This window comes from Natrinema gelatinilyticum, from assembly GCF_024266705.1.
GTDB classification, from domain to species: Archaea; Halobacteriota; Halobacteria; order Halobacteriales; family Natrialbaceae; genus Natrinema; species Natrinema gelatinilyticum.
This window is the reverse complement of sequence record NZ_CP100756.1, coordinates 1559894-1584124: the sequence shown is the minus strand read 5'-3', so window position 1 is coordinate 1584124 and position 24231 is coordinate 1559894. Positions and strand designations below refer to the sequence as shown.

The 24231-nt window shown below is 60.5% G+C and carries 21 protein-coding genes; 11 read left to right on the top strand and 10 right to left on the bottom strand.

What is annotated here, in order from left to right:
• Positions 1-253: 253 nt before the first annotated feature.
• Positions 254-961: a ribose-5-phosphate isomerase RpiA gene (rpiA, locus tag NJU76_RS07745; RefSeq protein WP_254532191.1), complete on the bottom strand. Its 708-nt coding sequence runs from the start codon at positions 959-961 to the stop codon at positions 254-256.
• A gap of 236 nt (positions 962-1197) precedes the next feature.
• Between rpiA and NJU76_RS07740 the strand changes: the two genes are divergently transcribed.
• Positions 1198-1956, top strand: a complete 759-nt coding sequence (locus NJU76_RS07740; RefSeq protein WP_254532190.1) for an ABC transporter ATP-binding protein — start codon at positions 1198-1200, stop codon at positions 1954-1956.
• Positions 1953-3317, top strand: a complete 1365-nt coding sequence (locus NJU76_RS07735) for an ABC transporter permease (RefSeq protein ID WP_254532189.1) — start codon at positions 1953-1955, stop codon at positions 3315-3317. Before NJU76_RS07740 ends, NJU76_RS07735 begins: the two co-directional genes overlap by 4 nt.
• A 51-nt stretch (positions 3318-3368) precedes the next feature.
• On the opposite strand, the gene NJU76_RS07730 is transcribed toward NJU76_RS07735, so the two are convergent.
• Positions 3369-3917 (bottom strand): DUF5518 domain-containing protein, encoded by a 549-nt coding sequence (locus NJU76_RS07730; protein ID WP_254532188.1) that lies wholly within the window; start codon positions 3915-3917, stop codon positions 3369-3371.
• Positions 3918-4054: 137 nt separating this feature from the next.
• Here NJU76_RS07730 and NJU76_RS07725 point away from each other — a divergent pair, with 137 nt between their 5' ends.
• From NJU76_RS07725 to NJU76_RS07705, 5 genes are all read left to right on the top strand, one after another.
• On the top strand, positions 4055-5176 hold the full coding sequence (locus tag NJU76_RS07725; RefSeq protein WP_254532187.1) for a thiamine ABC transporter substrate-binding protein: 1122 nt from the start codon (positions 4055-4057) through the stop codon (positions 5174-5176).
• Positions 5177-5185: 9 nt separating this feature from the next.
• Positions 5186-7099, top strand: a complete 1914-nt coding sequence (locus tag NJU76_RS07720) for an ABC transporter permease (RefSeq protein WP_254532186.1) — start codon at positions 5186-5188, stop codon at positions 7097-7099.
• Positions 7096-8133 (top strand): ABC transporter ATP-binding protein, encoded by a 1038-nt coding sequence (locus tag NJU76_RS07715; protein ID WP_254532185.1) that lies wholly within the window; start codon positions 7096-7098, stop codon positions 8131-8133. The genes NJU76_RS07720 and NJU76_RS07715 overlap by 4 nt, the downstream gene beginning before the upstream one ends.
• Before the next feature lie 73 nt (positions 8134-8206).
• Positions 8207-8518 (top strand): carboxypeptidase regulatory-like domain-containing protein, encoded by a 312-nt coding sequence (locus tag NJU76_RS07710; RefSeq protein WP_254532184.1) that lies wholly within the window; start codon positions 8207-8209, stop codon positions 8516-8518.
• Positions 8519-8595: 77 nt separating this feature from the next.
• The gene (locus tag NJU76_RS07705; RefSeq protein WP_254532183.1) at positions 8596-8796 is read left to right on the top strand and encodes a hypothetical protein; all 201 of its coding nucleotides are present in this window, start codon (positions 8596-8598) and stop codon (positions 8794-8796) included.
• A 285-nt stretch (positions 8797-9081) separates the two neighbouring features.
• On the opposite strand, the gene NJU76_RS07700 is transcribed toward NJU76_RS07705, so the two are convergent.
• Positions 9082-11484 carry an ATP-dependent DNA helicase gene (locus NJU76_RS07700; protein WP_254532434.1) on the bottom strand — a complete coding sequence of 801 codons (2403 nt, stop codon included), beginning with the start codon at positions 11482-11484 and terminating at the stop codon, positions 9082-9084.
• A 490-nt stretch (positions 11485-11974) separates the two neighbouring features.
• On the opposite strand from NJU76_RS07700, the gene NJU76_RS07695 reads away from it, so the two are divergent.
• On the top strand, positions 11975-12559 hold the full coding sequence (locus NJU76_RS07695) for a DUF1684 domain-containing protein (RefSeq protein WP_254532182.1): 585 nt from the start codon (positions 11975-11977) through the stop codon (positions 12557-12559).
• A 191-nt stretch (positions 12560-12750) separates the two neighbouring features.
• Entirely contained in the window at positions 12751-13923 is a 1173-nt protein-coding gene (locus tag NJU76_RS07690) for an ISH3 family transposase (protein WP_254532181.1), read from the top strand.
• A gap of 391 nt (positions 13924-14314) precedes the next feature.
• Here the strand turns inward: NJU76_RS07690 and NJU76_RS07685 are convergent, their stop codons facing one another.
• On the bottom strand, positions 14315-14995 hold the full coding sequence (locus tag NJU76_RS07685; protein WP_254532180.1) for a class I SAM-dependent methyltransferase: 681 nt from the start codon (positions 14993-14995) through the stop codon (positions 14315-14317).
• Between the two features lie 411 nt (positions 14996-15406).
• Here NJU76_RS07685 and NJU76_RS07680 point away from each other — a divergent pair, with 411 nt between their 5' ends.
• Entirely contained in the window at positions 15407-15985 is a 579-nt protein-coding gene (locus NJU76_RS07680) for a DUF7090 family protein (RefSeq protein WP_254532179.1), read from the top strand.
• A 115-nt stretch (positions 15986-16100) separates the two neighbouring features.
• Here the strand turns inward: NJU76_RS07680 and NJU76_RS07675 are convergent, their stop codons facing one another.
• From NJU76_RS07675 to NJU76_RS07660, 5 genes are all read right to left on the bottom strand, one after another.
• Entirely contained in the window at positions 16101-16889 is a 789-nt protein-coding gene (locus NJU76_RS07675) for a DUF7089 family protein (RefSeq protein ID WP_254532178.1), read from the bottom strand.
• Positions 16889-16978 carry a hypothetical protein gene (locus tag NJU76_RS27005; RefSeq protein WP_425604299.1) on the bottom strand — a complete coding sequence of 30 codons (90 nt, stop codon included), beginning with the start codon at positions 16976-16978 and terminating at the stop codon, positions 16889-16891. The genes NJU76_RS07675 and NJU76_RS27005 overlap by 1 nt, the downstream gene beginning before the upstream one ends.
• A 429-nt stretch (positions 16979-17407) precedes the next feature.
• Entirely contained in the window at positions 17408-18454 is a 1047-nt protein-coding gene (locus tag NJU76_RS07670; RefSeq protein WP_254532177.1) for an OapC/ArvC family zinc-ribbon domain-containing protein, read from the bottom strand.
• Positions 18454-18855: a DUF2073 domain-containing protein gene (locus tag NJU76_RS07665; RefSeq protein WP_254532176.1), complete on the bottom strand. Its 402-nt coding sequence runs from the start codon at positions 18853-18855 to the stop codon at positions 18454-18456. Before NJU76_RS07665 ends, NJU76_RS07670 begins: the two co-directional genes overlap by 1 nt.
• Before the next feature lie 5 nt (positions 18856-18860).
• Positions 18861-19499, bottom strand: a complete 639-nt coding sequence (locus NJU76_RS07660; protein WP_254532175.1) for an Era-like GTP-binding protein — start codon at positions 19497-19499, stop codon at positions 18861-18863.
• Positions 19500-20988: 1489 nt separating this feature from the next.
• Between NJU76_RS07660 and NJU76_RS07655 the strand changes: the two genes are divergently transcribed.
• Positions 20989-22818, top strand: coding sequence for a Cdc6/Cdc18 family protein (locus NJU76_RS07655; RefSeq protein WP_254532174.1), 1830 nt, complete (start codon positions 20989-20991; stop codon positions 22816-22818).
• Between the two features lie 411 nt (positions 22819-23229).
• On the opposite strand, the gene NJU76_RS07650 is transcribed toward NJU76_RS07655, so the two are convergent.
• Positions 23230-24192, bottom strand: coding sequence for a S26 family signal peptidase (locus NJU76_RS07650; RefSeq protein ID WP_254532173.1), 963 nt, complete (start codon positions 24190-24192; stop codon positions 23230-23232).
• Between the last annotated feature and the right edge of the window lie 39 nt (positions 24193-24231).

Sequence of the window (24231 nt, the reverse complement as noted above, 5' to 3'; positions counted from 1 at the left end):
GCTCGGGCGATTCGCGTCGACTGATTCGAGCGCCTGACGTTCATCTGGCTTCTCGGCCCAGAAGCAGATCTATCGGCGGGTCACAAGCTGCTATTCGCTGGTTTCGGACTCGATACGGGACCTGTTCCACGAACAGCCGTCGAACGGGCGCTCGAATTGACGTTCGAGACTCCTCACGAGTTCGAGATGAAACGATGAGCGGTGTACGGAACTTGGCGACTCGGTGTCGGCTGCGCGATAGTTGGACTCCGCTTCAGTACCGACGGACCTCGACGCCGTCGTCGTAGCCGACGTAGGTCGCGTCTGCCTGCCCGACGAACAACCCATGTTCGACGACCCCCGGGAGCCTCGAGAGTCGCGTTGCCAGCGCGTCGGGATCGTCGATCGTGCCGAATTCACAATCGAGAACGAAGTTCCCGTTGTCGGTCACGATTGGCCCGTCCTTTCGCTCGGCGTCCCGAAGCGTCGGCTCACCACCGAACGAGCGGACGCGCTCCGCCACGACTGAGTAGGCGTCGGGGAGAACTTCGATCGGAACCGGCCGCTCGAGTCGGTCGGTCAGCTTCGAGGGATCGGCGACGACGACGAACCGGTCGGCCGCCGTATCGACGAGTTTTTCGCGTGCGTGGGCCCCACCGCCGCCTTTGATCAGCGCACCGTGAGTCGGGGCGTCCGGATCGTCGACCACCTGATCCGCGCCGTCGATCGCGAGGTCGACGCCGTCGACCGCATCGAGGTCCGTCAGCGGAATCTCGACCTCGAGGGCCAGTTGGCGGGACTGAAACGAGGTGGGTATCCCGCGGATCTCGAGGCCGTCGGCGACGTCCCGGCCGATCGCTCGGATCGCGTGGGCAGTCGTCGAGCCGGTGCCGAGCCCGACGACGAATCCGTCCTCGATGGTCTCGATCGCTCGTTCGCCGGCGCGGCGCTTCGCAGCCTCCGAGCCGCCCTCCGTCTTCATGGTTCTTCAAGTGTGGGGCGACGGGAAAAACGTTGCATCTTTGTAGCGAATGTCGAGAGCGCTCTCGGCGCGAACGAACCGAGGTCACAGGTATCGATCCAGGGCCGACACGAACGAATCGCGTGCAACGTGATCGAAACGGCACCGATGAGAACCACGCACCACCGGTGAGAAACGAACAGAACTGGGCACAGACCGCGCGGAACCTTTTTTGAACAGTCCGTGGACGAATCCGCATGGCGACTTCGGGCACGGCTGTTTCTCTCTCGAACGTGCGGAAAACGTACCGCGTCGGCGAACCCGTCCACGCGCTCGACGGCGTCAGTCTCGAGGTGCCACAGGGATCCTACACAGCGATCATGGGGCCGAGCGGCTCCGGGAAGTCGACGCTCATGAACCTCGTGGGCTGTCTCGACACGCCGACAGACGGAACCGTAGTCGTCGGCGGCCGCGACGTCGGCACACTCGGTGACCGCGAGCGCACCACCCTCCGAGGGACGGAGGTCGGCTTCGTCTTCCAGACGTTCAACCTTATGCCGCGGCTGAACGCGCTCGAGAACGTCGCACTACCACAGCTGTTTCAGAACGTCGATCGGACGACTAGACTGGAGCGTGCGCGAAATCTCCTCGAGCGCGTGGGACTGGCTGATCGGGCGGATCACCTGCCGAACGAGTTGTCGGGCGGTCAGCGCCAGCGTGTCGCGCTGGCGCGGGCGCTGATCAACGACCCGGCGATCGTGCTGGCCGACGAACCGTCGGGAAACCTCGACACCGATACCGAATCCGAAATTCTCGATCTCTTCGACGAGTTTCACGACGCCGGAACGACGTTGCTTGTCGTCACCCACGAGCGGCACGTGGCCGAGCGAGCCGATCGGATCGTTCACCTCCTCGACGGGAAAATCGAATGGATCGAAGAACTCGATGAGAGCGGTGCGAACGGCACGTCGCGGCCGGGCTCGGCGGCTGGAGAGGCGGGAGCTGATTCCGAATGAATCCGCTCGAGAGTCTTCGCCTCGCCTGGCGGTCCATTCGCGGTCACAAACTCAGGTCGTCGTTGACGACGCTCGGGATCGTGATCGGCATCGCTGCAGTAATCGCGTTCGTCAGTCTCGGCGCGAGTCTGCAGGCGGGAATCATCGGGGACATCAGCCCCGACGACCAACGTAGCCTCTACGGGTGGGCGGCCGAACCCGATGCGGAGGGCGGTCCGCTCGCGGGTGCCCAACCCGTCTTCACGCAGGACGACTTCGAAAACGTCGAGGAATTAGCGGACGTCGAGGCGGCCTACGGCTACGCGACGATACAGACCCAGGCGCTTTCGGACGGCAACGAGACGGTCGCTCTGGGTAACGGACTGGTCGCCTCGGGGCCGTCGTACATCGGCGAGGATCAACTGGCCGACGGGAGGCCATTCCGAATGGGCGAACGGGAAGCGGTGATCAACCCCGCCGCGGCGGGCCAGTTTGAAGAGAACGTTACCGTCGGCGACGAACTCACGGTGACGTTCCTCGGCGGCCAGCGTACCACCATCGAGGTAGTCGGTATAACCGACACGAGCGAGGGCTTGAGCCCGTTCGAGGGGTTCGAGTCCTCGCCTCGAGTCTACGTTCCAACCGATCCGTACTACGTGGAGCAGGCGGCCAGGCTGGGATTCGGCGGTGGAACGGACGGTGACGCGGGAAACGGTGATGGCACTGCGGGCGGCAGTGGAAACCAAACCGGCGCCGGGAACGAAACCAGCGCTGGAAACGGCAGCGACGGTGGGACCGATAGCCCTGCTCGCTTCCTCGCCATCGTCGTCGAGGCGCCTTCCGACGACCAGGCGGCTATCGACGCCGCCCGCGAGGCGGCCATCGACTACCTCGAGAGTGACCAGTCCGACGCGAGCGAGCTAATGGGCGACGATCTCGAGGTGCAACTCCGAACGAGCACGGAACTACTCCAGCAGCTTCAGGACGTGCTGGATCTCCTGCAGAATTTTATCGTGGGAATCGCCGCGATCTCCCTGCTGGTCGGCTCGATCGGCATCGCGAACATCATGCTCGTCAGCGTCACCGAGCGGACCCGCGAAATCGGCATCATGAAAGCCGTCGGTGCGCAAAATCGCGACGTCCTCGGGCTGTTCCTGACCGAAGCGGTGATCCTCGGCGTGATCGGCGCGGTCCTGGGGACCGGGCTGGGACTCGTCGCCGGCTATCTCGGGGCGCAGTACATCGATATCCCGCTCGTCTATCCCCTCCAGTACGTCGCGCTCGCGATCGTCGTCGGGATGCTCGTCGGCGTTCTCGCAGGACTATATCCGGCCTGGCGGGCCGCGCGGACGGACCCGATCGATGCGCTCAGATACGAGTAGGCCGCTCGTCAGTTCGACCGGGGACGGTCGGCCCCTCGAGGGTCAGGCAGGTTACCTGTTCGGGTCCCGATCCGAATCCGAGTCCACACCCCGATTCTCCTCCAGGTCCTGGTCCCGATCCCGATCCCGATCCGAGTCCCGGTCCCGAATCGGCGCGATATCGGTAGCGCGAACGGAACGGTCCGACGTCGTTTCGAATCCGATGGTCTCTCGGGTTCGCCGTTGCTTCGTCGGATACTCGTTCGCGAGGTACGCGCCCAGATATCCCCCGAGCGCAGAGAGGCCAACGGTATAGAGAAGGAAAAACAGGATCATGCTAACGATCACGAGCAGGAGGAAGAAGACGCCCACGGCGGGGGCCCCGCCGACAAATCCGAGGCCGAACCCGAGGAATCCGAGCATGATAAATCCCACGAACGCGACCGGAAAGAACGCGATCGCGCCGGCCAGTGCACCTACTTTCGTTCCCGCGCGTTCGTCCGGCCCCTCGAGGAAACCGGCGACGACACCCCCGATGATGGGCGATAACGGGATGAACGAGAGTACCACACCGATGACAGCACCGATGAACGCGTTAATGACGGTTCGGTTGCGGGCCATAGTGGACGTACGAGGGACAACGAGAAAAGTGTCGGTGGTCGGTTGTGTCAGAATTAGCACTACTGCGCGCAGTCGCGCAATCGGGTCCACGGACGTCGATCATGGCGTTTAAGACCACCGGGTACAACCACCGCGTAATGAAACGACGGACGTTCATCGGCGCGGTCGGCACGAGCGGGGTCGCCGGAGTCGCCGGCTGCCTGACGCGGGACGGGAAAGACGATGCTGGGGAACGCGGAGACGGCGACCGAGAGCCGGAGGATCCGGATCTGCAGGGGGAACTGACGGTCGCGTCCTACACGTCGATGGTCGACGGCGACAACCCGGCCGGGACCTGGCTCAAGGATGCGTTCGAGGCGGAATACCCCGACGCAACGCTCACCTGGACCGTGCCGAGCCAGGGACTCAACCACTATATCAGTCGCGAGCAACAGGGCGCCAGTCTCGATGCGGACCTCTACCTCGGGCTCAACGTGGACGACCTCGTTCGAATCGACGACACACTCGGCGAGGGTGGCCTCTTTCGCGAACTCAACGTCGACCGAATCGACCGGTCGGATCGGATCCGCGACAGCCTCGACATGGCCGATCCCCACGGACGAGTGCTCGCGTACGACACGGGATACATCAGCCTCGTGTACGACGAGACCGTCGTCGACGCCCCGGAAACCCTCGACGACCTGACTGAGCCGGCCTACGGAGACGCGCTGCTCGCCCAGAACGCTCAGTCGTCCGACCCGGGCCGAGCGTTCTTGCTGTGGACTATCGACGCCTACGGCGAGGACGGCTACCTCGACTACTGGCGAGCACTCGGAGACAACGGGATCCGCATTCTCGACGACTGGACCGAATCCTACTACGGGTCGTACATGAACGAGAACCGGCCGATGGTCGTCTCGTACTCGACCGACCAGGTGTACGCGAGCGCCGAGGGCTACGACATGAGCCGCCATCAGGTCGCGTTCCCGGACGATCAGGGGTATGCGAACCCCGAGGGAATGGGTATCTTCGAAAACGCGGCAGAACTCGACCTGGCCTACGCGTTCCTCGATTTCGCCCTTTCGAGCGAGGCCCAGGGCGTCATCGCCCAGCGCAACGTCCAGTTCCCGGCCGTCACGTCCGAAAACGTCGATCTCGACGAGGAGTTCGACCGGTACGCCCACGAACCGCCGGAGGCGGTAACCGTCGGCTACGAGACCCTCCGGGGGAAGCTCGACGGATGGGTCGAGGACTGGGCACGCGAGTTCGCCAGCCAGTAGAGGACGTCGATGGGACGATCGAGAGCGAGCGAGTGGTGGCCTCGCGTTCGATGGCAAGCCGCAGCCGTATATGGATGGTTCGAACGCAATGCGCTTTCGCTGACGGGGCTCGCGACGGCGACCGTCCTCGCGATCATGCTCTATCTCCCAGTCGGCCTCGTCTTCGCCGACGCCGTCCTCGACGGAGGAACCCTCACGTTGTCCACGTTCGCCGACGTCCTCACCGATCCGTTCTACGTCGGCGTCCTCGCGGACCTCTTCGCGGAGCCGCTCTCGATTCGATCGCACCTCGAGGAGGTCGCAGGCTGGCTCGCGGCCGTTTCGGTTTCGATATCGCTCGAGGCGTCACTCCCCGGGCTCGAACTGCCGATTCCATGGTTGCGAGTCGACGCGCCCACCGTCCAAACGGGTCTGTTCGGATTTACGACGTATCAGGCAATCTGTTCGACGGCCGCGAGCGTGGTATTGGGACTGCCCGCCGCGTACGTACTCGCGAACTACGAGTTTCGGGGCCGGAAGACGCTTCGCTCCCTGACGATCGTTCCGTTCGTGTTGCCAGGGATCATGGTCGCCGTCGGTTTTTACGCGATGTTCGGTCACTCGGGAACGCTCAACGGGCTGCTCGGACTCGTCGGAATCGAGCCGTACCCGTTCATCGAGGGGAACCCGCTCGCCATCGTCATCGTCGCCCACGCGTTCTACAATGCACCGCTGGTCGCGCGCATCACCGTCGCAGCCTGGGAGTCGATCGACGTTCGAACAGTCGAGACCGCACGCAGCCTCGGTGCAAGCCCTCGCCGCGCGTTCCGCGACGTGGTCGTCCCACAGCTCCTGCCAGCTGTCCTGACCGGCGCGTTGCTGACCTTCATCTTCACGTTTATGACGTTCCCCATCGTCCTCGCGCTGGGTGGACTGCAGCTCGCGACCGTCGAAGTCTGGATCTACGACCGCGTCCGCCGACTCGCGTACGGCGAGGCCGCTACACTCGCCGTCCTCGAGACGGTCCTCTCGCTGGGACTGACTTACGCGTACCTTCGGTACGAGTCCGCACGGGCGGGGCTGGCTCGAACGACCTCACCGCCGACACGAACGCCGCTGTTCCCGGATCTTCGGACCGCGCTGTCGCCCCGCCGAGTGGCGGTCGGCGTCTACGGACTCGTCGCGCTGGTCGTCTTCGTCGGGCCGATCGCAAGTCTGATCGTCGGAAGCGTGACGGACGGGAACGGACTCACGCTTCGACACTTCGCGTTCCTGCTCGAGCGCCAGTTCGAGGGTGCGTCCTATCAGACGCTGCCGGCCGTCGCCATCCGGAACTCGCTCGTCTTCGGCGTCGCCACGCTGCTCATCGCCGTGCCGATGGGAGTGGTCATCTCGACGATAACGGTCCGTGCGGGCCGCGGGGGAAAGCTCGTCGACACGCTGGCGATGGCCCCGCTCGCGGTCAGCGGCGTCGTCTTCGGCATCGGCCTCCTGCAAGGGTTGGTCTTCGGAATTCCGCTACCCGGCGGCTGGCGGTTCCAAGTGACGGGTGCGGTCGCCATCGTCGCCGCCCACGCCGTTGCAGCGTACCCCTTCGTCACGCGCAACGTCTCACCGCTTCTGGCGTCTCTCGACCCCGCTATGGTCGAATCCGCTCGAGCCCTGGGAGCGCCCCGGTATCGCGCGCTCGTCGACGTCGAACTCCCGCTGGTCGCAAGCGGCATTGTCGCCGGCGCAGCCTTCGCCTTCGCCATCTCGATTGGCGAGTTCTCTTCGACGGTGATTTTGGCGGGTGGAAACGAGACGTACACGATGCCCGTCGCCGTCGAGCGCTATCTCGGCCGCCGCTCCGGCCCCGCGATCGCTATGGGAACGGTCCTCCTGTTCGTGACCGCCGCAAGTTTTGCCGTCGTCGACCGGGTCGGCGGGAGGTTCGAGCGATGACGACGCTTCGACTCGAGGCAGTTTCCAGAGCGTACGACGACACCGTCGCGCTCGAAAACGTCGATCTCACGGTCCGCGACGGTGAATTTTTCACCCTCGTCGGGCCGTCCGGCTGCGGGAAGACGACCACGCTTCGTATGATCGCCGGGTTTGAGGAGCCGACGGCCGGACGCGTTCGGTTCGACGGGCGGGAGATGGCCAGCGTCGCGCCCGAACGACGGGACGTTGGCGTCGTCTTCCAGAGCTACGCACTGTTTCCCCACATGAACGTCGCCGAAAACGTCGGCTACGGGCTGCGATTCCGCGATCCGCCCGGCCGGACGACGGTCGACGAACGTATCGCGGAGTTGCTCGCACTGGTCGACCTCGAGGAGATGGGCGATCGCAGCCCCGAACAGCTATCCGGCGGTCAACAACAGCGGGTCGCGCTGGCCCGAGCGCTGGCGCCGGCTCCCGACCTGCTCTTGCTCGACGAGCCGATGAGCGCACTCGACGCCCAGCTCCGAGAATCGCTGCGCCGCCAGATTACGCGAATCCAGTCCGAACTCGAGATCACGACCGTCTACGTCACGCACGACCAGGCCGAAGCGCTGGCTATCTCGGATCGCCTCGCGGTGTTACGCGACGGTCGCGTCGAGCAGATCGGCCGCCCACAGGAGATCTATCGGGAACCGGCGACCCGATTCGTCGCGGAGTTCGTCGGCGACAACAACGTTTTCGAGGGGACGGTGCTCTCGACCGACCGGGACGGGGCTCGAGTCGAAGTCGGCGGCCGGCAGCTCGATATTCCGGCGCTCCCAGACGGGAGTGAGCGGACGACCGTCTGTGTGCGACCGGGCGCACTCTCGCGGACTGCCACCCACAATCGACTCCCCGTGACGGTCGAAACGACCGAATTCCTCGGTGAGACCGTCCGTGTCCACGGTCGGTGGAACGGCAGAGAAATCACGTTACAACTCGAGAATGTGCCCGAGCGCGACGACCTGACCGTGGGATTCGCGCCAGAGGACGCACACGTCGTGGCCTCGCGGTGAGCGGGCGACGACCGACGTGGGCGCCGGAGCACGCAAGTGGGCCTTTTTCGCCCTAGTCGAGATAGTAGTCGGTATGCGCGTTACTCGTCGTCTCCGGGTCACCGTCGATCGAAAGGAGGTAGCGGTGGGGACCCCGATCATCGTCCGCGTTCGCGATGACCAGCGACGACCGGTCGCCGGGGCTTTCGTCACGACCGAAACGAAATCCGTGCGAACGGACGACCGCGGGCTGTGTCGACTGCGTCTGGATGCGCCCGGCTTCTGGAAAATCGTCGCAGCGAAGTCCGCGACCGACCGCGTCACGTACGAGCCGGCTTCCGCACTCGTCCGCGTGCTCCCGAACGAGGCCGCGCTCCGTCCACTCGGCAGGGTCGGCTACCGATAGCGGTCGGCGGCCAAAAGAAGCGGTCAACGGGAACCGCCAGGCATAGCGTTATCCCGTTCGCCCCGGTGTGTTACTCTATGGCAGACACGAAGGACGGTCGGAACAAGCACGCCCGCAACGCGGAACGACGCCAGCGCGAATGGGAACTCGCGGAGGCGCTCAAGCGAAGCGACGAAACCGAACCGCCGCTCGAGGTCGAGGAGGAAGCGGTCGACGTGGAACTGGACGCAGTGGACGCGGATGGATCAATCGTTGAAAGCGGTGAGGCAACCGAGTAACGGAGAATCGCAGGCAGTCGGGCCTCCGCCGGTGATAGCCCCCAGAAAAAGGTGATCCCGTGGACGGTCGCCACGGACAGCAGTAACTGTAGCGGCGCGTCGATCCGAACGAAGACGGAGAACTTGTAGCCGCCGGGACCGTAGACGAACAGGTTCGTCTGGTACACTGCAGGTCGATCACGTCGGCGCTGACCACCGTGGTCGAGTTCACCATCATCCAACCATCCGATCAGGTTGGCGCTGGAGGCCACCGAACGGGCCAAGCTGAACCATCGATTCGAGAGGCTACTGCGACGAGAACTGTGACCGAAATCGCTCGAGCCCGACGTCGAGCATGTCGGGACTCACCGCCTGAAATTCGTTGTCCTCGGGCAGATAGGGACGAACCGAGTCCCAACTGTCGCGAGCGTAGCGCTCGTCGAGCAGGACGCGCACGCCGACATCCTCGGGACTTCGGATGACGCGACCGATCGCCTGGCGAGCCTTCCGAACTGCAGGAATCGTCAGCGCGTACGTGAAGCCGTCGCCGAACTCGTCATCGTAGGCCCGGCGAACTGCTTTCGTCCGGGGACTCGAGGTGTTGACGATCGGGACGCCACAAACGACCGCAGCTGCGAGCCGATCGCCACTGTAGTCGACGCCCTCGGTCAGCGTCCCCCGAAGACTCGTGACGAGTACCTTTCCGTCACCCGCGAAGAATTCATCCTTGAGAGACTGGGTGGTCTCGTCGTCGCTCGCGGCGTCGAGCAAGATCGGTTTGTCCACCCGACGTTCGAGGACGCCCGCGACCCACTCTGCTTCGGCATAGCTTGGCATTCCGACGAGGACGTTGCCGGGGAGACGAGCGATCTTCTGGATGGCGTCTGCGTAGTGCGTTCTGGTCGGATTCCGCTGCTCTTGGTCGCTCACCCCGCTCGCGTCACTCGGACTGCCGCGGTTGTCGTAGGTGAACTTCGGCGTGGCGACCGCGAAGCTCTCCCGGTTCTCAGCGGGAAAGTGGAGACCGTACCGGCGTTCGACGACCGGTCGGTCCTCGGCACGCGCGAGGTACCGAAGCCCCGTTACCTCGGTGAAGGCGTCCATCGGCTCGAGTGTGGCGCTCATCAAAATGCCGCCGCCGAACGAAGCGAGGCGGGAGCCGATCGCGTCGCTCGGAACGCAGTTGTGAAGGCCGAGCCTGGCGTTGTACGCCCGGCGCCACGAGTCTGCCGGTTCGGTGTCGTCCCAGGTTCGCTCGAGTTCGATTTCTCTGAAGTAGTCGGTGTGACCCTGGCGGTACCACTCGCCGAGAACGCGGCCCACGGCGGGGGCAGCACGCGTTCGGTCTTCGTCTTCGGCTTCGTTCAGGATTCGCGCGACGACCGCACCAACTGCCTCGGCGCGGACCCAGTCCGCGTCACCGTAGCCCGCTGTTCTAGCCCATTCGGTGAGTTCGTCTTCGGCTGGCTCCACCGGATCGCGGAGGGGTATTTCCTCGTCGGGGAGGTCGGTCAGGTTCGACTGCCACCCCCTGTGTTTTCGGTCGAGAAAATCGGCCACTCGTCGGTCCAGTTCGGTCCGGAGGTCCCCGACGAATTCGAGGGTCCGATTGAGCTCCTCGTAGGACACGTCGCTGTCGGCCAGTTCCGCGCGGACGAGGTCGGCGTCGGCGGTCTTGGACCCGCCCGTGGCCTGGCGACCCTCGTGCTCGAATTTGACCGGCTGAATCACTCGCGAGAGTTCGGTTTCGGCATCACGGAGTGTCGAGTCGGCGACCCTCTCGCTGACCAGGTCGCGAACGCGCGGCTCCAGCATGTGTGCCTCATCGCAGACGACGAACGTCGACTCGTCTAAGAGCGCACCAGTAAACGAGCCGACCGTTCTCGGATCGAAGGCGTGGTAATAATTCCCGATGACGACCTCGACGTGGCCGAGGGCAGCACCCATTACCGAATGGGGGCACGTTCCGTGTGCGACAGACCTGGCGACCAAATTTTCGGGGGCGACCATGCCGGCGTCGGTGAAATCGTACGGGATCGCTTCTGCGGCGTCGCCGTCGCTCGCCTCGTCCGGCAGGTCCTCGAGGTATTGCGCGTAGAACGGGCAGTACTCGGTTTCGGCCCCGACGGGTCCACCATCGCCATACTCGGGCAGCTCGGACGGATAGGGAGACGGTTCGCCCGCGGTCTCGAGGAAGGTGCCGGTGGCTCGGTCGGCGCTGTCGGCCAGTCCGACCTGCTGGCTCCGGGCCTGGCCGGCGAGGTTCCGTGCCGTCGTCTCGCCGCCATCGCCGGTGAGATCACGGGTCCGGTCTCGCAGTGTTTCACAGCGGTCGTAGACGGTCCCGTCGTCGAATCCCGCCTTCCCCTCGCGGTTGTACGGACAGACGTCGGCCTTTCCGACGAGCGTGAGACCTGAAACCGGATCCCAGTCGACGGGTAAATTTTCGTTGATCGTCTCGAGGTCATTCTCGAACTGGCGTAACTGCTGTTTGACACTCGTGAGGACGAGGACGCGCTCGTAGCCCGTGTCCGGATCGCGCACGAGATCGATCCCCGCCGTGAGCGCGATCATCGTCTTTCCGGTGCCACAGGCACCTTCGACCACGGTGTAACCGCCATCCCGGGCGGTATCGATGGCCGTCTCGATGCCGTCCACCTGCGGGTTGTAGGGGCTGTCGTGGCCGAATACCGTCCGCCAATTCGTCATTCTTGCCGTACTCATCGTCGGTCGGTGATAGGGTTGACGAACCGTGTTGGTCGCGCGATAGTATTTAAACGACCGGGATAGTGAAGAGAGAACGAACGAATCTGCGTCTGCCTCGAACGCTGCCAGACGAGCAGCGATCCCACACCGAACCGTGGTTCGTAACTCCCGTTTCGTTCACGGCTCGAGACCGTCTCTCGGTCCCGTCTCGATTCACCGCCCCCACTCTCCGTCACCAGTCCCGCCTCGGTCTGCAGACTCGCACGTCTTCGAGGGAACGAGTAGACCGGCGGTGGTACGTCCCGGAAGCCGACATGAACAAAAAGCGAGGGGCGAGGATGAGCAGGGGGAGTGGTGTCATCGCGAACGGTCACCCGCGGACCCTCGTTACATCGAACCGGAAGGGGAGAGAAAAACGGCCAGTATCGTACAACCGCCCAAATCCTGCGGTGAGGAACGTAACGCATTCCAGGCTCGGTCACCTACGTCACCCATGAGCGACACTGGTTCCATCGACGTCGACCGCTGGCGCGACGAACTCGAGTCGAAACGTGCCGAAAAAGACGATTTTTTCGCTGATCATCCGCAGTCGCCGATCCCACCCGAGGAACGCGATTCGTTCAACGGGCTCGATTACTTCGACCCGGATCCGACGTACCGGGTAACCGCAACCGCGACGGTCCACGAGAATCCAGACCCAGTTCTGATGGACACCACGGCGGGCCGCGAGGTGCGCTACCGTCGGACCGCGACCCTCACGTTCGATCTATCGCGCACAGACGACGACCTGGAAGACGGGACGTTCGAACTGGGAGCCTACCGACAGGAACGCCCGACCGAACAACCACTGTTCGTGCCATTTCGGGACAAGACCACCGGTCAACAGAGCTACCATGGTGGCCGATATATGGAACTCGCGACGGAAGACGAACTGACCGACGGGGACGAGATAATCGTCGACTTCAACCTCGCGTACTCGCCGTTCTGTGCTTTCAGCGACACCTTCGACTGTCCGCTTCCGCCGGAAGAAAACTGGCTCGAGGTGGCGATTCCGGCCGGCGAACGATACGAGAAGTAAACGGTTTTGATGTGTTGAGTCCGTCTCGCACGCGCAACGACTTCGACCCCATCCGTGTATCCGAGTCCGCCTGTCGGCTCGGGTCAGTTTGGAGGTCTTGTTCCGCAGGCAGAATATCGGTATTTCCCGACTGGTGTGAGAGCTGAAGCTAAAGCGTGGGTCTGATGAGGAAGATGTCTGGTTGAGTGAATGTGTTCAAAACCCCTCAGCCAGACGGTGTTCTTTCGGACTCGGACGTGAAAGATTTAGCGGAAGACGTCATCTGCCAGCTCCCTTTGCCAGGGATCGAGGGCTCGCCCCTCGATCCCGGCGATATCTGGGCTGTCGTGGTTCTTGCAGCAGTGAACCAGACCTCCATCTGGGAGACGTGCAAGGACAACGACAACGCTGCCTGTGACGATACTGTCATGGACTGGCTACATACGCTCAACCGAGAGTGGCTTGAGCGGGTTGCTAACCGCCTTCTCAAGGAGTTGGCGATGACGATCCTCGACCCTGATCGGTCGAGGATCGTCTCCATTGACTTCGTCGATAACCCCTACCACGGAACGTACGCCGATGAAGAAGGTGAACTCTGCCGCATGCACGCAAAAGACGGAACAACGACGTGCCACCGGTACTGCACGGCGTATCTCGTCTCGAACGGAAAGCCAGTGACATTGGCGATGACGTACGTCCGTAGTGATGAGAAAGAGGCCGACGCGGTCGAGCGCGTCCTCGACCGCGTCGAAGCCTATCCCTTCGAGATAGAGTTGCTCTTGGCTGATCGTGGCTTCTACAACGAACGTATTCTGCGCCGCTCACGGGAGATTGCTGCGACTGTCGTTCCCGTCCAAAAGAAGGGCAAGCGCATGAGGAAGAAGCTGAATACGCACTGCTCGTACATGACGACCTATCGGATGTACAAAGGCCGCGAGCGGGAACTGGAATTCCCGCTCGCGGTCGCTGTGTCCTATCACGCTGGAAATCGAGGGAAAAGCGGAGAGGTTGTGCGAGGGTATGTGGCGTGCGATCTGGCCGATCGCACGCCCAAGCAGGTCGAACGACTCTATCGGAAACGATCGGCGATCGAGACGAGCTACCGTGTATTCCGCCAAGCGCGGGTAATAACAACGACACAGGATCCAGTCATCCGCTTTGCGTTCGTCTTGATTGGATTCTTGTTGGAGAACCTCTGGCTTGTGCTTCGATGGGCGGTCGTCGCCCGCCCACGATGGGGCGGGCGCGACCTGCCCGAGGAATTCACGTTCAAGACCTTCTCTGACTGGATCAGACACGCATTAGAGGAAGAGTTAGAGCGGAGGTGGGAGATTAAGATGAACGGCGTCGGTGTGCCAGAAACATACGCATCGGCCGCGGGCTGACGCCAGCCCGCGGCCTTGGGCGGGACCTGACGAGCAGCAGCATTCGCTTAGAACGGCGTATCCCAGCTTTCTCGGTTCGGTTCTCTCCATCTGTGGACTCTATTTCTCCTTCACTCAGCTATCACACTAGCGTTCACTCCGGTCATCGTGACTCAGCACAGCTCACGAAGCGACGCTCGGGAAGTACCGAATATACGTATGTATGAATTTGAATATCTCTACGGGACTGTTTCAACTCGAGCCAACCGACGTGTCACGGATCGTACCGGCAAGAACGAGTAACTCGAGTGGAAATTGGGGGGTTCGAGCTGACGGGTATCCACCGAGTGACTCGACCGCTACGGGATCGCAATACCGATATAGAGGTCTCCCAGTGCGACACCGAGAGAACTCACGGAGCGACACCGACGGTGAGCAACGTTCCGAACTCGCGGTAGCGTTCGATCATTGCATCACGGGTATCCCACTCCTCGAGTGGAAACTCGGTCTCGTCGGGAATCGTGATTTCGTAATCGGGGACGTTGTCCTGTTCTGCAACGTATAACCCGGCCTCACGGAATGCATCCCGATACTGGGAGCGGTTCCAGCGAGTCATCCCCACCGAGATGAACTCGTCCCACTCGTGAGAGTGGACGTTTTCTTCGTAATAGTTGACGGCGCAGTAGAACGTTCCGCCGGGTCGGAGAACACGAGCTATTTCGCGGAGGGTTTCCATCGGATCGGAGGCGTAATAGAAGGCTTCCATCGACCAGCAGTGGTCGATCGAGTTGTCGGTATACGGGAGTGTGTCGAAATCCCCAACGACGTAGCCGACCGACTCGTCGTCGGTATATCCGGCCGCGTTGTGAACCATCTCCGGCGACCCGTCGAGGCCATAGACTCGACCAGCATCGCTGGTGTCCCGGAGTGCTCGCCCGGCGTAGCCGCTCCCGCAGCCCAGGTCGAGGACAGTGTCGCCGGGTTCGACCGGCATCCGCGCCAGCGCGTGTTTTGCGGTGTGCCAGTGGCGTTCCTCCATTCCTCTATCCCGGCCACTCGCCGCCCAGTCGTCGAATTCCTCGCGTACGATCATGTTCGGACGATGGACGGCCAGTAATAAACGAGTTCGCATACAGAAACTACTGCATTGGACGACGGAGGCCGCTTCGGGCGATACAGGACGCTTCGAACGATCGAATTCGTACCGGCGCAACGTGGAGCGGATACCAGAGGCACCGATAGCCATCAGCCCAGGCACCGCCGCACTTGAATATCAGTAACAGGATACTCTTCGACAGGTTTTTAGGCTTACCTAAAGTATGGTGTATGAAGGGTCGACGCTGACTGAAATCCGTGGGTATCCGGATTTCGTATCGACACTCGGTGAAACTCACTGTCCCACCCTCGAACCGTTTCAGGCCCTTCCTCCGAATTTTGGAGTTTCATGCGCGCCGAGACCCACATCCGCACTCTTAAGGGATTGCCCAAAGTTGTTCACGCCAGTATGGATTATACGCTCGAAATCGACGGGACACCGGAAACGGTACCCGGTGGTACCGGAGTACTCCTTTTGCATCCGAGTACCGGTGAGACGGATCGTATCGACACTGATTTCCTCAAAGCAGACACCGATAATTTCCTCGTCATCTCGACGCGGACTACCGCCCGAGAAGTTCGTCAGAAACTCGAGTACTACGACGTCGACGAAGAACGAGCCGAGATTCTCGATACCCTTAGCATCGAACGGGGATACTCGCGGCGCTCGAGCGACACCGTCCATTACGTCGCCGCTCCTGACGACATTGACGGGATCGTCGCGCACATCGACGGCTTTCTCGACGAACACGACGGAAAACTCCGTCTCAGTTTCGACTCCGTCACCGAACTGGCCTACTACGCTGGTGAAGAACGGGCCCTGGAGGCTGTCAGGCGAATCCTCGATCTACTCGACGAATACGACGCGGTCGGACTCTTTCACCTTTCGGAGGAACCCCACGACGCGGACACCGTCGACGAATTCCGCGCGCTGTTCGACGGCGTAATCGACCTCGACGAGGACGGCAACGTCGACGCCGAGTTCTAGAGAGCTGATTGCTGGTCGCGATCGTCTCGCACGACTTCGTTGACGACAGCATCCACAGGAGATTGGTTACGACAGCATCCGCGTGAAAACGAACCATCAGCAAACGACCAGTCGATTACGACTCGTCGGCGAGCGAGTCGAACGTCTTCTCGGCCCAGCGAATCGCGTACTCGGGACCGTGATCTCGATAGCCGTCGGTATCGAGGGCTGCGAAGGGAGCCGGCAGTTCGATCGCGTGCTTGATCGCCGCACACGCGAGTTCGGTCGCGTCAGCGAAATCGGTATCACCGCGAGAAACGGCGCTTGGCAACCCAGCAACGCGGTTCTCGAGTCGGCTTCCGGCATCTTGCCAGGCGTCGGCGAGTGCGGGATAATCGTCGTGCCACTCCGCAAAGACGTCCCGGGTCTGAAGACCCACCCAGCCATCGTACAGCGCTGCAGCGATTTGATAGGTGGCGTTTGGATCGAGTGGAACTGCCGCATCGAGGTCGCGGTACGATTCCTCGAAGAAGCCGATGAACTGTTCCGGAACGTCGAGTCCGACCTGGACGAATGCCTCGGCGAGCAGGAAATCGACAAACGTGGCTGGCGACCCTTCGACTCGCGGCTTGACGAGAACGACCGGTGGTTCGGTCTGGCGTGTCCAGACGATACTTCCGTCGCCGGGCATTCCGATCGTGAGATCCGAACTCGCGTAGCGAGCGAGCAACGCCGGGGCGTCGCTGGGTAGCCAGGCTGCAGGATAGCTCGCGGGCTCGAGTGCGTCGACGAGTAGACCGAGATCCTCGGCCTGAGCCGGCGGCAGCGTCTCGAAATCGCGGTCGCAATCGAATATCGAGGCACTTGGGGCGTGAACTGCCCGAACGTCCTCGACCGGACTCGAGAGCGGACGGGTTTCGAACATCAGGCGAGCGCGTTCTGGAAAACAAGCAGGATCGACAGCAGCGCCGATACGGCGACCGTAGTGAGAACGATCTTGGTTGCAGTACTCATGTGCGTGACGTCGAATCCGCGTCGCATAAATCCATCTGTCTCCCTTCAGTCTGTCGAACCGTTCTACACGGGTTCCATCCGTCCCTCCACAGTCCGTCGAACTTATTGACTCGGTCACCTTCATCTATCGAGTAGCTCCGGTCGCTCAACCGCGAAGTACACGTCCGTTCACAAGAGGACGACGTCGGTGGCTCTCGTATCTCATCGAACGACCGAGTCTTCCCTGGTAGTCCGACGGGAAAGCCGCATTCTTGGAACGAACCCAATAAACCACCATTTCAGATGGAAATAGAAGAGCCGCAGTATGGCGAATTAAAACGAGTTTCGGAGGATGTAGAGTTGAAACAATCCGGTGGTAGTTAGAAAGACCACGGCTACAGCTTCAGGACGCGCATCGACTCCGGTTTCGGTCGCTTTCAACAGCGTCGTTCAGCCAGCATCGTCGTCGCTAGCGCGCCATGAATCCGGGACGTCGATGACGTACCGGCCGTCTTCCTGGAGTGAAATAATGTACTCTTCGCGATTGTACAGTTCCATCAAATTGAGCTCGTACTGGCCCGGGCTAACGATCTTGATGCTTTCGAACTGTTCGTTGAGTTCCGCGCGGAGCTCCTCGATGGACGGGCGCTCGCCGCTCGGTTCGCTGACAACACGACCGTGATCGGGTGGGTGACCATCGTCTGCCCCGGTATCGGTATCTTCGGCGCTGTCCCGCGCATCCACCCGAGTACTGCCGTCGGCTTTCCGTTCTACGGTGGGCCGATCGGGACCCGCTGAGTAGGAGGGAAGGTCTTTCGCTGGAAAAATTTCGCTGCGGGCGTCGGCTTGAGCCGAATTCTCATCTTCAGTAGACGGTTCGGCGGGAGTGGCCGACGAGTGATCCGGCTGGCCGGCGTTCCGTTCGGTTCGTTCTTCGCGCCCGTCGCCCGGTGACTCGGGCTCGCTCTGAGCGTCGGATCGATCTTTGGGTCGGCGAGCCGTTTCAGGCCACTCGGCAAACCCGTCGTTCGTCGGTGAACTCGATTCGTCGGTCTGGGGTTTCGCACTCGAGGGCCAGGGGTTGTCCGACCGGGAGGCTGTGTGCGACCGACCCGGTTGCTGGCGTCCGGTGGAATCGGATCCGTTCCGGTGTGCTTGTTCGGGAGCATCAGTGTACTCTTCGCTCCGGCTGTCCGACGAGTCAGTGGATACCCAATCGCGAACGGTTTTAGCGGCTCGCGTCGGCACACCCGACGACTCCGCGGACGCGGATGGGTCAGCCGAGTCCGTCGAATCGGGTGAGTCGACGGTCGTCGGTCCGCCCCCACCGGCTGACGAAGCCGACCGTGGATCACCGCCATCGTCGAACGATTCAGCTGCGGCCGCGGCAGTCGGCGCGAACTGAAATTTGTTGCCGCCGCAGTCGGGACAGCCCGACAGCATCTCCTTGGAGCCGTCGGCGAACGTCCGGCCGCAGTTCGTACACTGGTGTGGCATTAGTTACGGGACACGAGCGCACTGATGAGCGTTTCGTCCTTGTGGAGCGTCTCTATCTGGTTTGCCGGTCCGATCACCGTCAGTTTCGTATCCGGCTGATCGCTCCCCATAAGGCGGCTAAGCAGCGATGAGTTGCGAGTATCGGATTTTGGATAGGTTTCGATCTCGATGCCGTTGAATTCGTCGGGACTGATCTCGGCCATCGTCACCTCGATAAGTCGACTCTCTTCGTCGGGAGTCAATCCCTCCTCGAGGATCACGATGTTACCGTCATGGACGCCGTCTAAGATCATCCTGATCTTCTCCATCGTTGCCATACCGTCCAGTCGCTCCCCGCTGATCATGTCGATCTGTACGCCGTCAGATGGGTCCGAATCGTCCGCGTTGGTAGCTTTCGGCATCGTTATCACCCGAAGTACTCCGCGATCTTGCCGTACACTTCATCCATGTTGGTGCCTTCCTTCGCAGAGAGCGGGACAGTCGTGTGCTGCGGAAATGCGTCTTCGATCCGCTTGACGCTCGATTCCTCGAGGTCGGTTTTGTTCGCGAAGATAAGAACTGGGAGATCTCGGGATTCGATGATGCCGATCAGCATCGTGTTGACCTGTGTGATCGGGTCTTCCGCACTATCCAAGACATAGATAACGCCGTCGACGTCTTCTCGAAGCCAGTGCATCGCCTCGGCGACGCCCTCGGTTGCTTCACGGGAACGGCGAATGGCGTCTTCTTCGTCCATGTCGTCGGTGAACTCCTCGTAATCGACTTTCGTCGTCACACCGGGTGTATCGACGATGTCGATAGTCACCGTTTTGCCATCCCGTTCGATTTCGACGTTTTCTTTCCGTCGTGCGCGTCGCGTTTCGTGAGGGACGTGACTTTCCGCACCGATCGCATCACCAGTCCAGTCGCGTGCGATTCGGTTCGCGAGCGTCGTTTTGCCGGCGTTCGGTGGACCGTAGATACCGATACGCTTCGGTTCCTGTTCCGAAAACAGGCGATCCGTCACCCGAGAGATACTATCTTTGAGTTCTGTGAACAGTCCCATCTGTGGGGGCCTCCAGCACCGCGGGGTGCATCTGCACTCACTACAAACTGAACTCACTTAAGACTACGTCAGACATAATGATAGTTCGACGAACTTGGATTAGTCTCGAACGGAACAGTACCGTGCAGTCCGTACCAATATGATATGAATCGTCGGCGTACCAAAGAAGAAGGGAGTTCTGGAATTGGGAGTCGAGAGTGTCGACTCCCGGAGATGAGAGTGCCATCGTCAGAAAAGTAATATTGCCATTGATTGGCAAAGGTAGTCAGGAAGTGAGACATTGTCACATGATGTAAAGACGGTAAGCGAAATATTGTCACACGATGACGAAGATGATAGTGGAGAGAGTGCCCCCCACCCCTTCGTTTCAGGTGGAGACCGGTGAGGCAGAGGTGGATTGAGAGACTCGATCGGATGAAATAGCAGAGCAGCAGCCTCGTTCTTTCGACTGGAAGGAAGATACAGGCGTTTTACCGCACGATTCCGAGGGAGAAGGCGGTTCTAGCAATTTAATTGAGGTTCTAGCAATTAAACCTGTGTAGAAAAACCATTCTAGTTTAGACTAGCAATCGAAAGATGAAGCCTAGTAAGTGAATCAACTTTGCTAGTTCTACGGTTACTGTTTTTCATCTAACTAAATAAAACTTCCCATTCTATAGCCCCTCGTGACCCCACCCCTCCCCCTCCGGCCGTTCCACTTGAAACGAAGGGGTGGGGGGGTAGGTTCCTCTCCCATTGATCACACCTCCACAACTATCAGATGAGATTTTCAAACTGGTCCAATCGGTGAATCAGTCGATGGAGCATTCTTCGTGGCCTGAGCATGTCCAGTGAGCGAACATAACTCGGCAAGTTGAATCCACTTCCAAACCGAATCTAACTCACCGAGCTGGATCTCTTTCGGCAGATGCTCCTCTCTCACAGTACACCAGCCTTATTGAACACCCCATTGTCACGGTTGTCACGGTATGACCTGCTAATCGAACCATCGTCAGTTATCGAACCCAGGATCCGACCTATCGTGAGTAACCCACCATATTTGATTCATATTTGATTTGACTCGGATAGCAACACCGGACGGCAATCACCAGTTTTGTGAGTCACACTGTCCGCGCACTGCTCGCTTTCTTAGACGGACGTCAGACGTCGAGCAGCAAATCGACACCGAACTGGATTTCGAATCCAGGTGGTTAGTCGGGCTCGATTCTCGGTTTCGAGATCCAGAAGACGATTTTACCGTCGACGATCGCACTGCTCGAGAAGAGTTTGATGAAGTACTCCTTCTTGAAGTACTCCTTCTAATTCTTATGCACGGGCAATAAGGAAGGGAAGAATTTATTAGCGTGCTTTTCCTCTGTTTCGTTTGCATCAACTGGACCCGAATTGGGAGTAGGCATCAGTGGATCCTCTGGAGGAGGCCATCACACTGTGAAAATCCTCACTACTGGTTCGGGTTTCCACTCGAAATAAGGGGGTTCGCATACGACGAATGTCAGACGACAACTCAAAAATCGTAGGATCGGATGAGTCCGAGGTCGACGGAGTGAACGTGTTTTCGTCGAACCTGGAGAACTCTGATATCGACACCGGCGAAGAGTCGAACCAGGGACTGTTCGACGATTTGCTCAGTGGAGAACCGATTTTCGAGAACAAGGAGGTTCTTCGCCCGTCCTATACACCGCACGAATTACCCCACCGCAGCGATCAAATCAACAAAATGGCGACAATTCTCGTCGCTGCGCTCCGCGGCGAAACCCCATCAAACATTCTCATCTACGGCAAAACCGGGACCGGAAAGACTGCGAGCGCCAAATTCGTCAGTAAGGAACTCGAGAGCACCTCCCAGAAGTACCGCGTTCCGTGTGATGTCGAGTACATCAACTGTGAGGTCACCGATACACAGTATCGTGTCCTCGCTCAGCTCGCGAACAAATTCATCGAAAAGAACAAGCGGCGCATCAACGATCGAATAGCAGACCTCGAGTCGCTGCTCAACGACGTAGACGAGTACGAGGCAAATTCCGACAGTAGCGCGACTGACGGGCGTCCCGACCCGAACGATCGGACGGCGTCAGATCCGTTCGAGTTCGTCTCCGACGGGGAACGTGGATCACATCCCACCGCTTCGTCTGGAGACGAAACGGAGACGGAGTCGTCCGGTTCTCCACCTGAAATGGAGGGGTCACCGGATGAACACGCTGCGTCGACCGGCGTCCGATCGGATCACACGGACGTCCATGGGGACGACCTCGATTCCAGACCATCCGACTCCGCAACACCGGATTCCACCACAGCCGATTCCGCGCCCTCCGACGCTGCAGCCACCGATTCCGCGACGTCCCCGGCGACTCACCCCCTCGAGTCCACGCCGTTCGATACTCGTGACGACGTCGACGCCCGCAGAGCCGAACTCGAGGATGACAAGGAGTCCTTCGAGGAGGTTCCGATGACCGGGTGGCCGACCGACCGTGTGTATAGCGTCTTTTTCGACGCCGTCGATTACGACGAGCGGGTCGTCGTCATCATGCTCGACGAAATCGATAAACTCGTCGAGAAAAGCGGCGACGATACGCTTTACAATCTCTCGCGGATGAATTCCGAACTCGAGAATTCGCGAGTGTCGATCATCGGAATCAGCAACGACTTGAAGTTCACCGACTTTCTCGATCCACGAGTCAAATCCTCTCTCGGTGAAGAGGAGATCGTTTTTCCGCCATACGACGCGAATCAGTTACGAGATATTTTAGAGCACCGCTCTGAGGTCGCGTTCAAGGGAGGTGCCCTGTCGGAGGACGTGATCCCGCTGTGTGCGGCGTTTGCCGCACAGGAACACGGTGACGCGAGACGCGCTTTGGATCTGCTTCGAACGGCAGGGGAGCTGGCCGAGCGGTCCCAGGCCGAGACGATTGTGGAAGAACACGTCCGACAGGCCCAGGACAAGATCGAACTCGATCGCGTCGTCGAAGTCGTCCGCACGCTGCCAACGCAGAGTAAACTCGTTCTCTTTGCGATCATTTTGCTCGAGAAAAACGGCGTTCACAGCATCAACACCGGCGAAGTGTTCAACATTTACAAACGCCTCTGTGAGGAGATCGATGCGGACGTCCTGACGCAGCGTCGCGTGACGGATCTCATCAGCGAACTCGACATGCTCGGTATCGTCAACGCGATCGTCGTCTCGAAGGGGCGCTACGGTCGCACCAAAGAGATCAGCCTCTCGGTTCCACTCGAAGAGACGGAGGCGGTGCTGCTGAGCGACTCTCGACTGAGCGATATCGACGACGTCCAGCCGTTCGTCCAGGCCCGATTCGAAAACTAGGCAAAGGCGTACCGGCCAATAATCGATTTTTGGCCGGATCTTCCGTTCGATTTTTGCTTTCCATACGTTGGACGTACAGCGCACCTCGGTGTGTCGTATCCACTATCGTACCCGCATAGCGACGTTCAACTGGTCCGACGCCGCCTCCTTCGTTTCAACTCCAGATCTCCGACAGGAATCTCTGTTTACAATCAGCGGAGCACAGGGGTTAGAGGCTGTGACCACGCGTTCGAAAACGTGAACAAATGAAACGAAGCGCTCATATCGAGCGAACGGGGTACGGGATACGGGAAATAACCCAGAAACGCAGAAGCGTTCCGATCTTGGAGACAATCAACTACGTAAGGCGGTTCGACGGAACGATCAACTACGTAAGGCGGTTCGACGGAACGATCAACTACGTAAGGCGGTTCAGCGGCGATACCGGTCGATTGTAATCGCGGAACCGACACCACCGACACCAGCGATGCCGGCGACACCCGTGAGGTGGACGTCCTGTCCCGGTCCGGGTATCTCAGGGCTCGCGGGCGATGGTGTCGTCGCAATCGTCGCAGGATCGACTCCCTGGAGCGCTGGACTCGAGGGCGATCCAGGAACGAGCATTCCGCCGAGGAGCCTGTCGAAGGTCAATCGAATTGTACCTAGCCACGGAACACGGTACTTCGCCTTGCCGGTGATCCATTCGGGTTTGACGACGCCGGTATCAGCGCCTTGGTTCATCTGTTGATCGTACCCGGCGTTGTGATCGCCTTTCGTGACGAAGCCTGCGTACGGCGCGGGACAGTTGGCGACCTCGTCGCACGTCTTGTCGCCGACGATCTCCTCACTGGCTTTGGTATTGACCCAGTTTTCGTCCTGTTCGACCCAGAAGTGAGCACGGTGGATCACCGGTGTCTCTGCTGCATTTCCGTTGGGTCGGTAGACGATTACGTCCCCTGCCATCCCGAACTTCGTATAGTCACTCTCTCGTCCCTGCTCGAGGGTGACGACGCCGGTGCCCGCAACGGCCCCATCGCCGACGAATCGACCTTCCTCGACGACGAAGATGAGATCGCCTCTTTGCATATGCGGTTGCATACTCCCGCTCTCGACGGCGACGAGCGGCGGCCAGATACCGCTCACCCCGAACAACAGCAGGCCGACGACGGCGACGATGGCCACGCTGCTCACTATATCACGTATCAACAGCACGTTCTCGTCGTCGGTCTTGAGGAACCAGCGAACGACCCCGTCGTTTTCGATCGAAACGTTATCAGAATCTGATGTGGACTGTCGTGGTTCTCTCGTCGATCGAGGGTCGCCGCCGCTTCGATCCTGCCGAAGGTGATCGTCTCCGGAATCGTCAGATGGTCTCCCGGAATTAGAACCGCTCATTGTCCCTTGCTTTGCCCGGGCCAACAATCAACTTTCTGT

Bases quoted from the DNA above. Each gene is read 5' to 3' on its own strand.
- rpiA (WP_254532191.1), bottom strand. From the start codon at position 961: ATGAAGACGGAGGGCGGCTCGGAGGCTGCGAAGCGCCGCGCCGGCGAA.
- NJU76_RS07740 (WP_254532190.1), top strand. From the start codon at position 1,198: ATGGCGACTTCGGGCACGGCTGTTTCTCTCTCGAACGTGCGGAAAACG.
- NJU76_RS07735 (WP_254532189.1), top strand. From the start codon at position 1,953: ATGAATCCGCTCGAGAGTCTTCGCCTCGCCTGGCGGTCCATTCGCGGT.
- NJU76_RS07730 (WP_254532188.1), bottom strand. From the start codon at position 3,917: ATGGCCCGCAACCGAACCGTCATTAACGCGTTCATCGGTGCTGTCATC.
- NJU76_RS07725 (WP_254532187.1), top strand. From the start codon at position 4,055: ATGAAACGACGGACGTTCATCGGCGCGGTCGGCACGAGCGGGGTCGCC.
- NJU76_RS07720 (WP_254532186.1), top strand. From the start codon at position 5,186: ATGGGACGATCGAGAGCGAGCGAGTGGTGGCCTCGCGTTCGATGGCAA.
- NJU76_RS07715 (WP_254532185.1), top strand. From the start codon at position 7,096: ATGACGACGCTTCGACTCGAGGCAGTTTCCAGAGCGTACGACGACACC.
- NJU76_RS07710 (WP_254532184.1), top strand. From the start codon at position 8,207: ATGCGCGTTACTCGTCGTCTCCGGGTCACCGTCGATCGAAAGGAGGTA.
- NJU76_RS07705 (WP_254532183.1), top strand. From the start codon at position 8,596: ATGGCAGACACGAAGGACGGTCGGAACAAGCACGCCCGCAACGCGGAA.
- NJU76_RS07700 (WP_254532434.1), bottom strand. From the start codon at position 11,484: ATGACGAATTGGCGGACGGTATTCGGCCACGACAGCCCCTACAACCCG.
- NJU76_RS07695 (WP_254532182.1), top strand. From the start codon at position 11,975: ATGAGCGACACTGGTTCCATCGACGTCGACCGCTGGCGCGACGAACTC.
- NJU76_RS07685 (WP_254532180.1), bottom strand. From the start codon at position 14,995: ATGATCGTACGCGAGGAATTCGACGACTGGGCGGCGAGTGGCCGGGAT.
- NJU76_RS07680 (WP_254532179.1), top strand. From the start codon at position 15,407: ATGGATTATACGCTCGAAATCGACGGGACACCGGAAACGGTACCCGGT.
- NJU76_RS07675 (WP_254532178.1), bottom strand. From the start codon at position 16,889: ATGTTCGAAACCCGTCCGCTCTCGAGTCCGGTCGAGGACGTTCGGGCA.
- NJU76_RS27005 (WP_425604299.1), bottom strand. From the start codon at position 16,978: ATGAGTACTGCAACCAAGATCGTTCTCACTACGGTCGCCGTATCGGCG.
- NJU76_RS07670 (WP_254532177.1), bottom strand. From the start codon at position 18,454: ATGCCACACCAGTGTACGAACTGCGGCCGGACGTTCGCCGACGGCTCC.
- NJU76_RS07665 (WP_254532176.1), bottom strand. From the start codon at position 18,855: ATGCCGAAAGCTACCAACGCGGACGATTCGGACCCATCTGACGGCGTA.
- NJU76_RS07660 (WP_254532175.1), bottom strand. From the start codon at position 19,499: ATGGGACTGTTCACAGAACTCAAAGATAGTATCTCTCGGGTGACGGAT.
- NJU76_RS07655 (WP_254532174.1), top strand. From the start codon at position 20,989: ATGTCAGACGACAACTCAAAAATCGTAGGATCGGATGAGTCCGAGGTC.
- NJU76_RS07650 (WP_254532173.1), bottom strand. From the start codon at position 24,192: ATGAGCGGTTCTAATTCCGGGAGACCATCTGACGATTCCGGAGACGAT.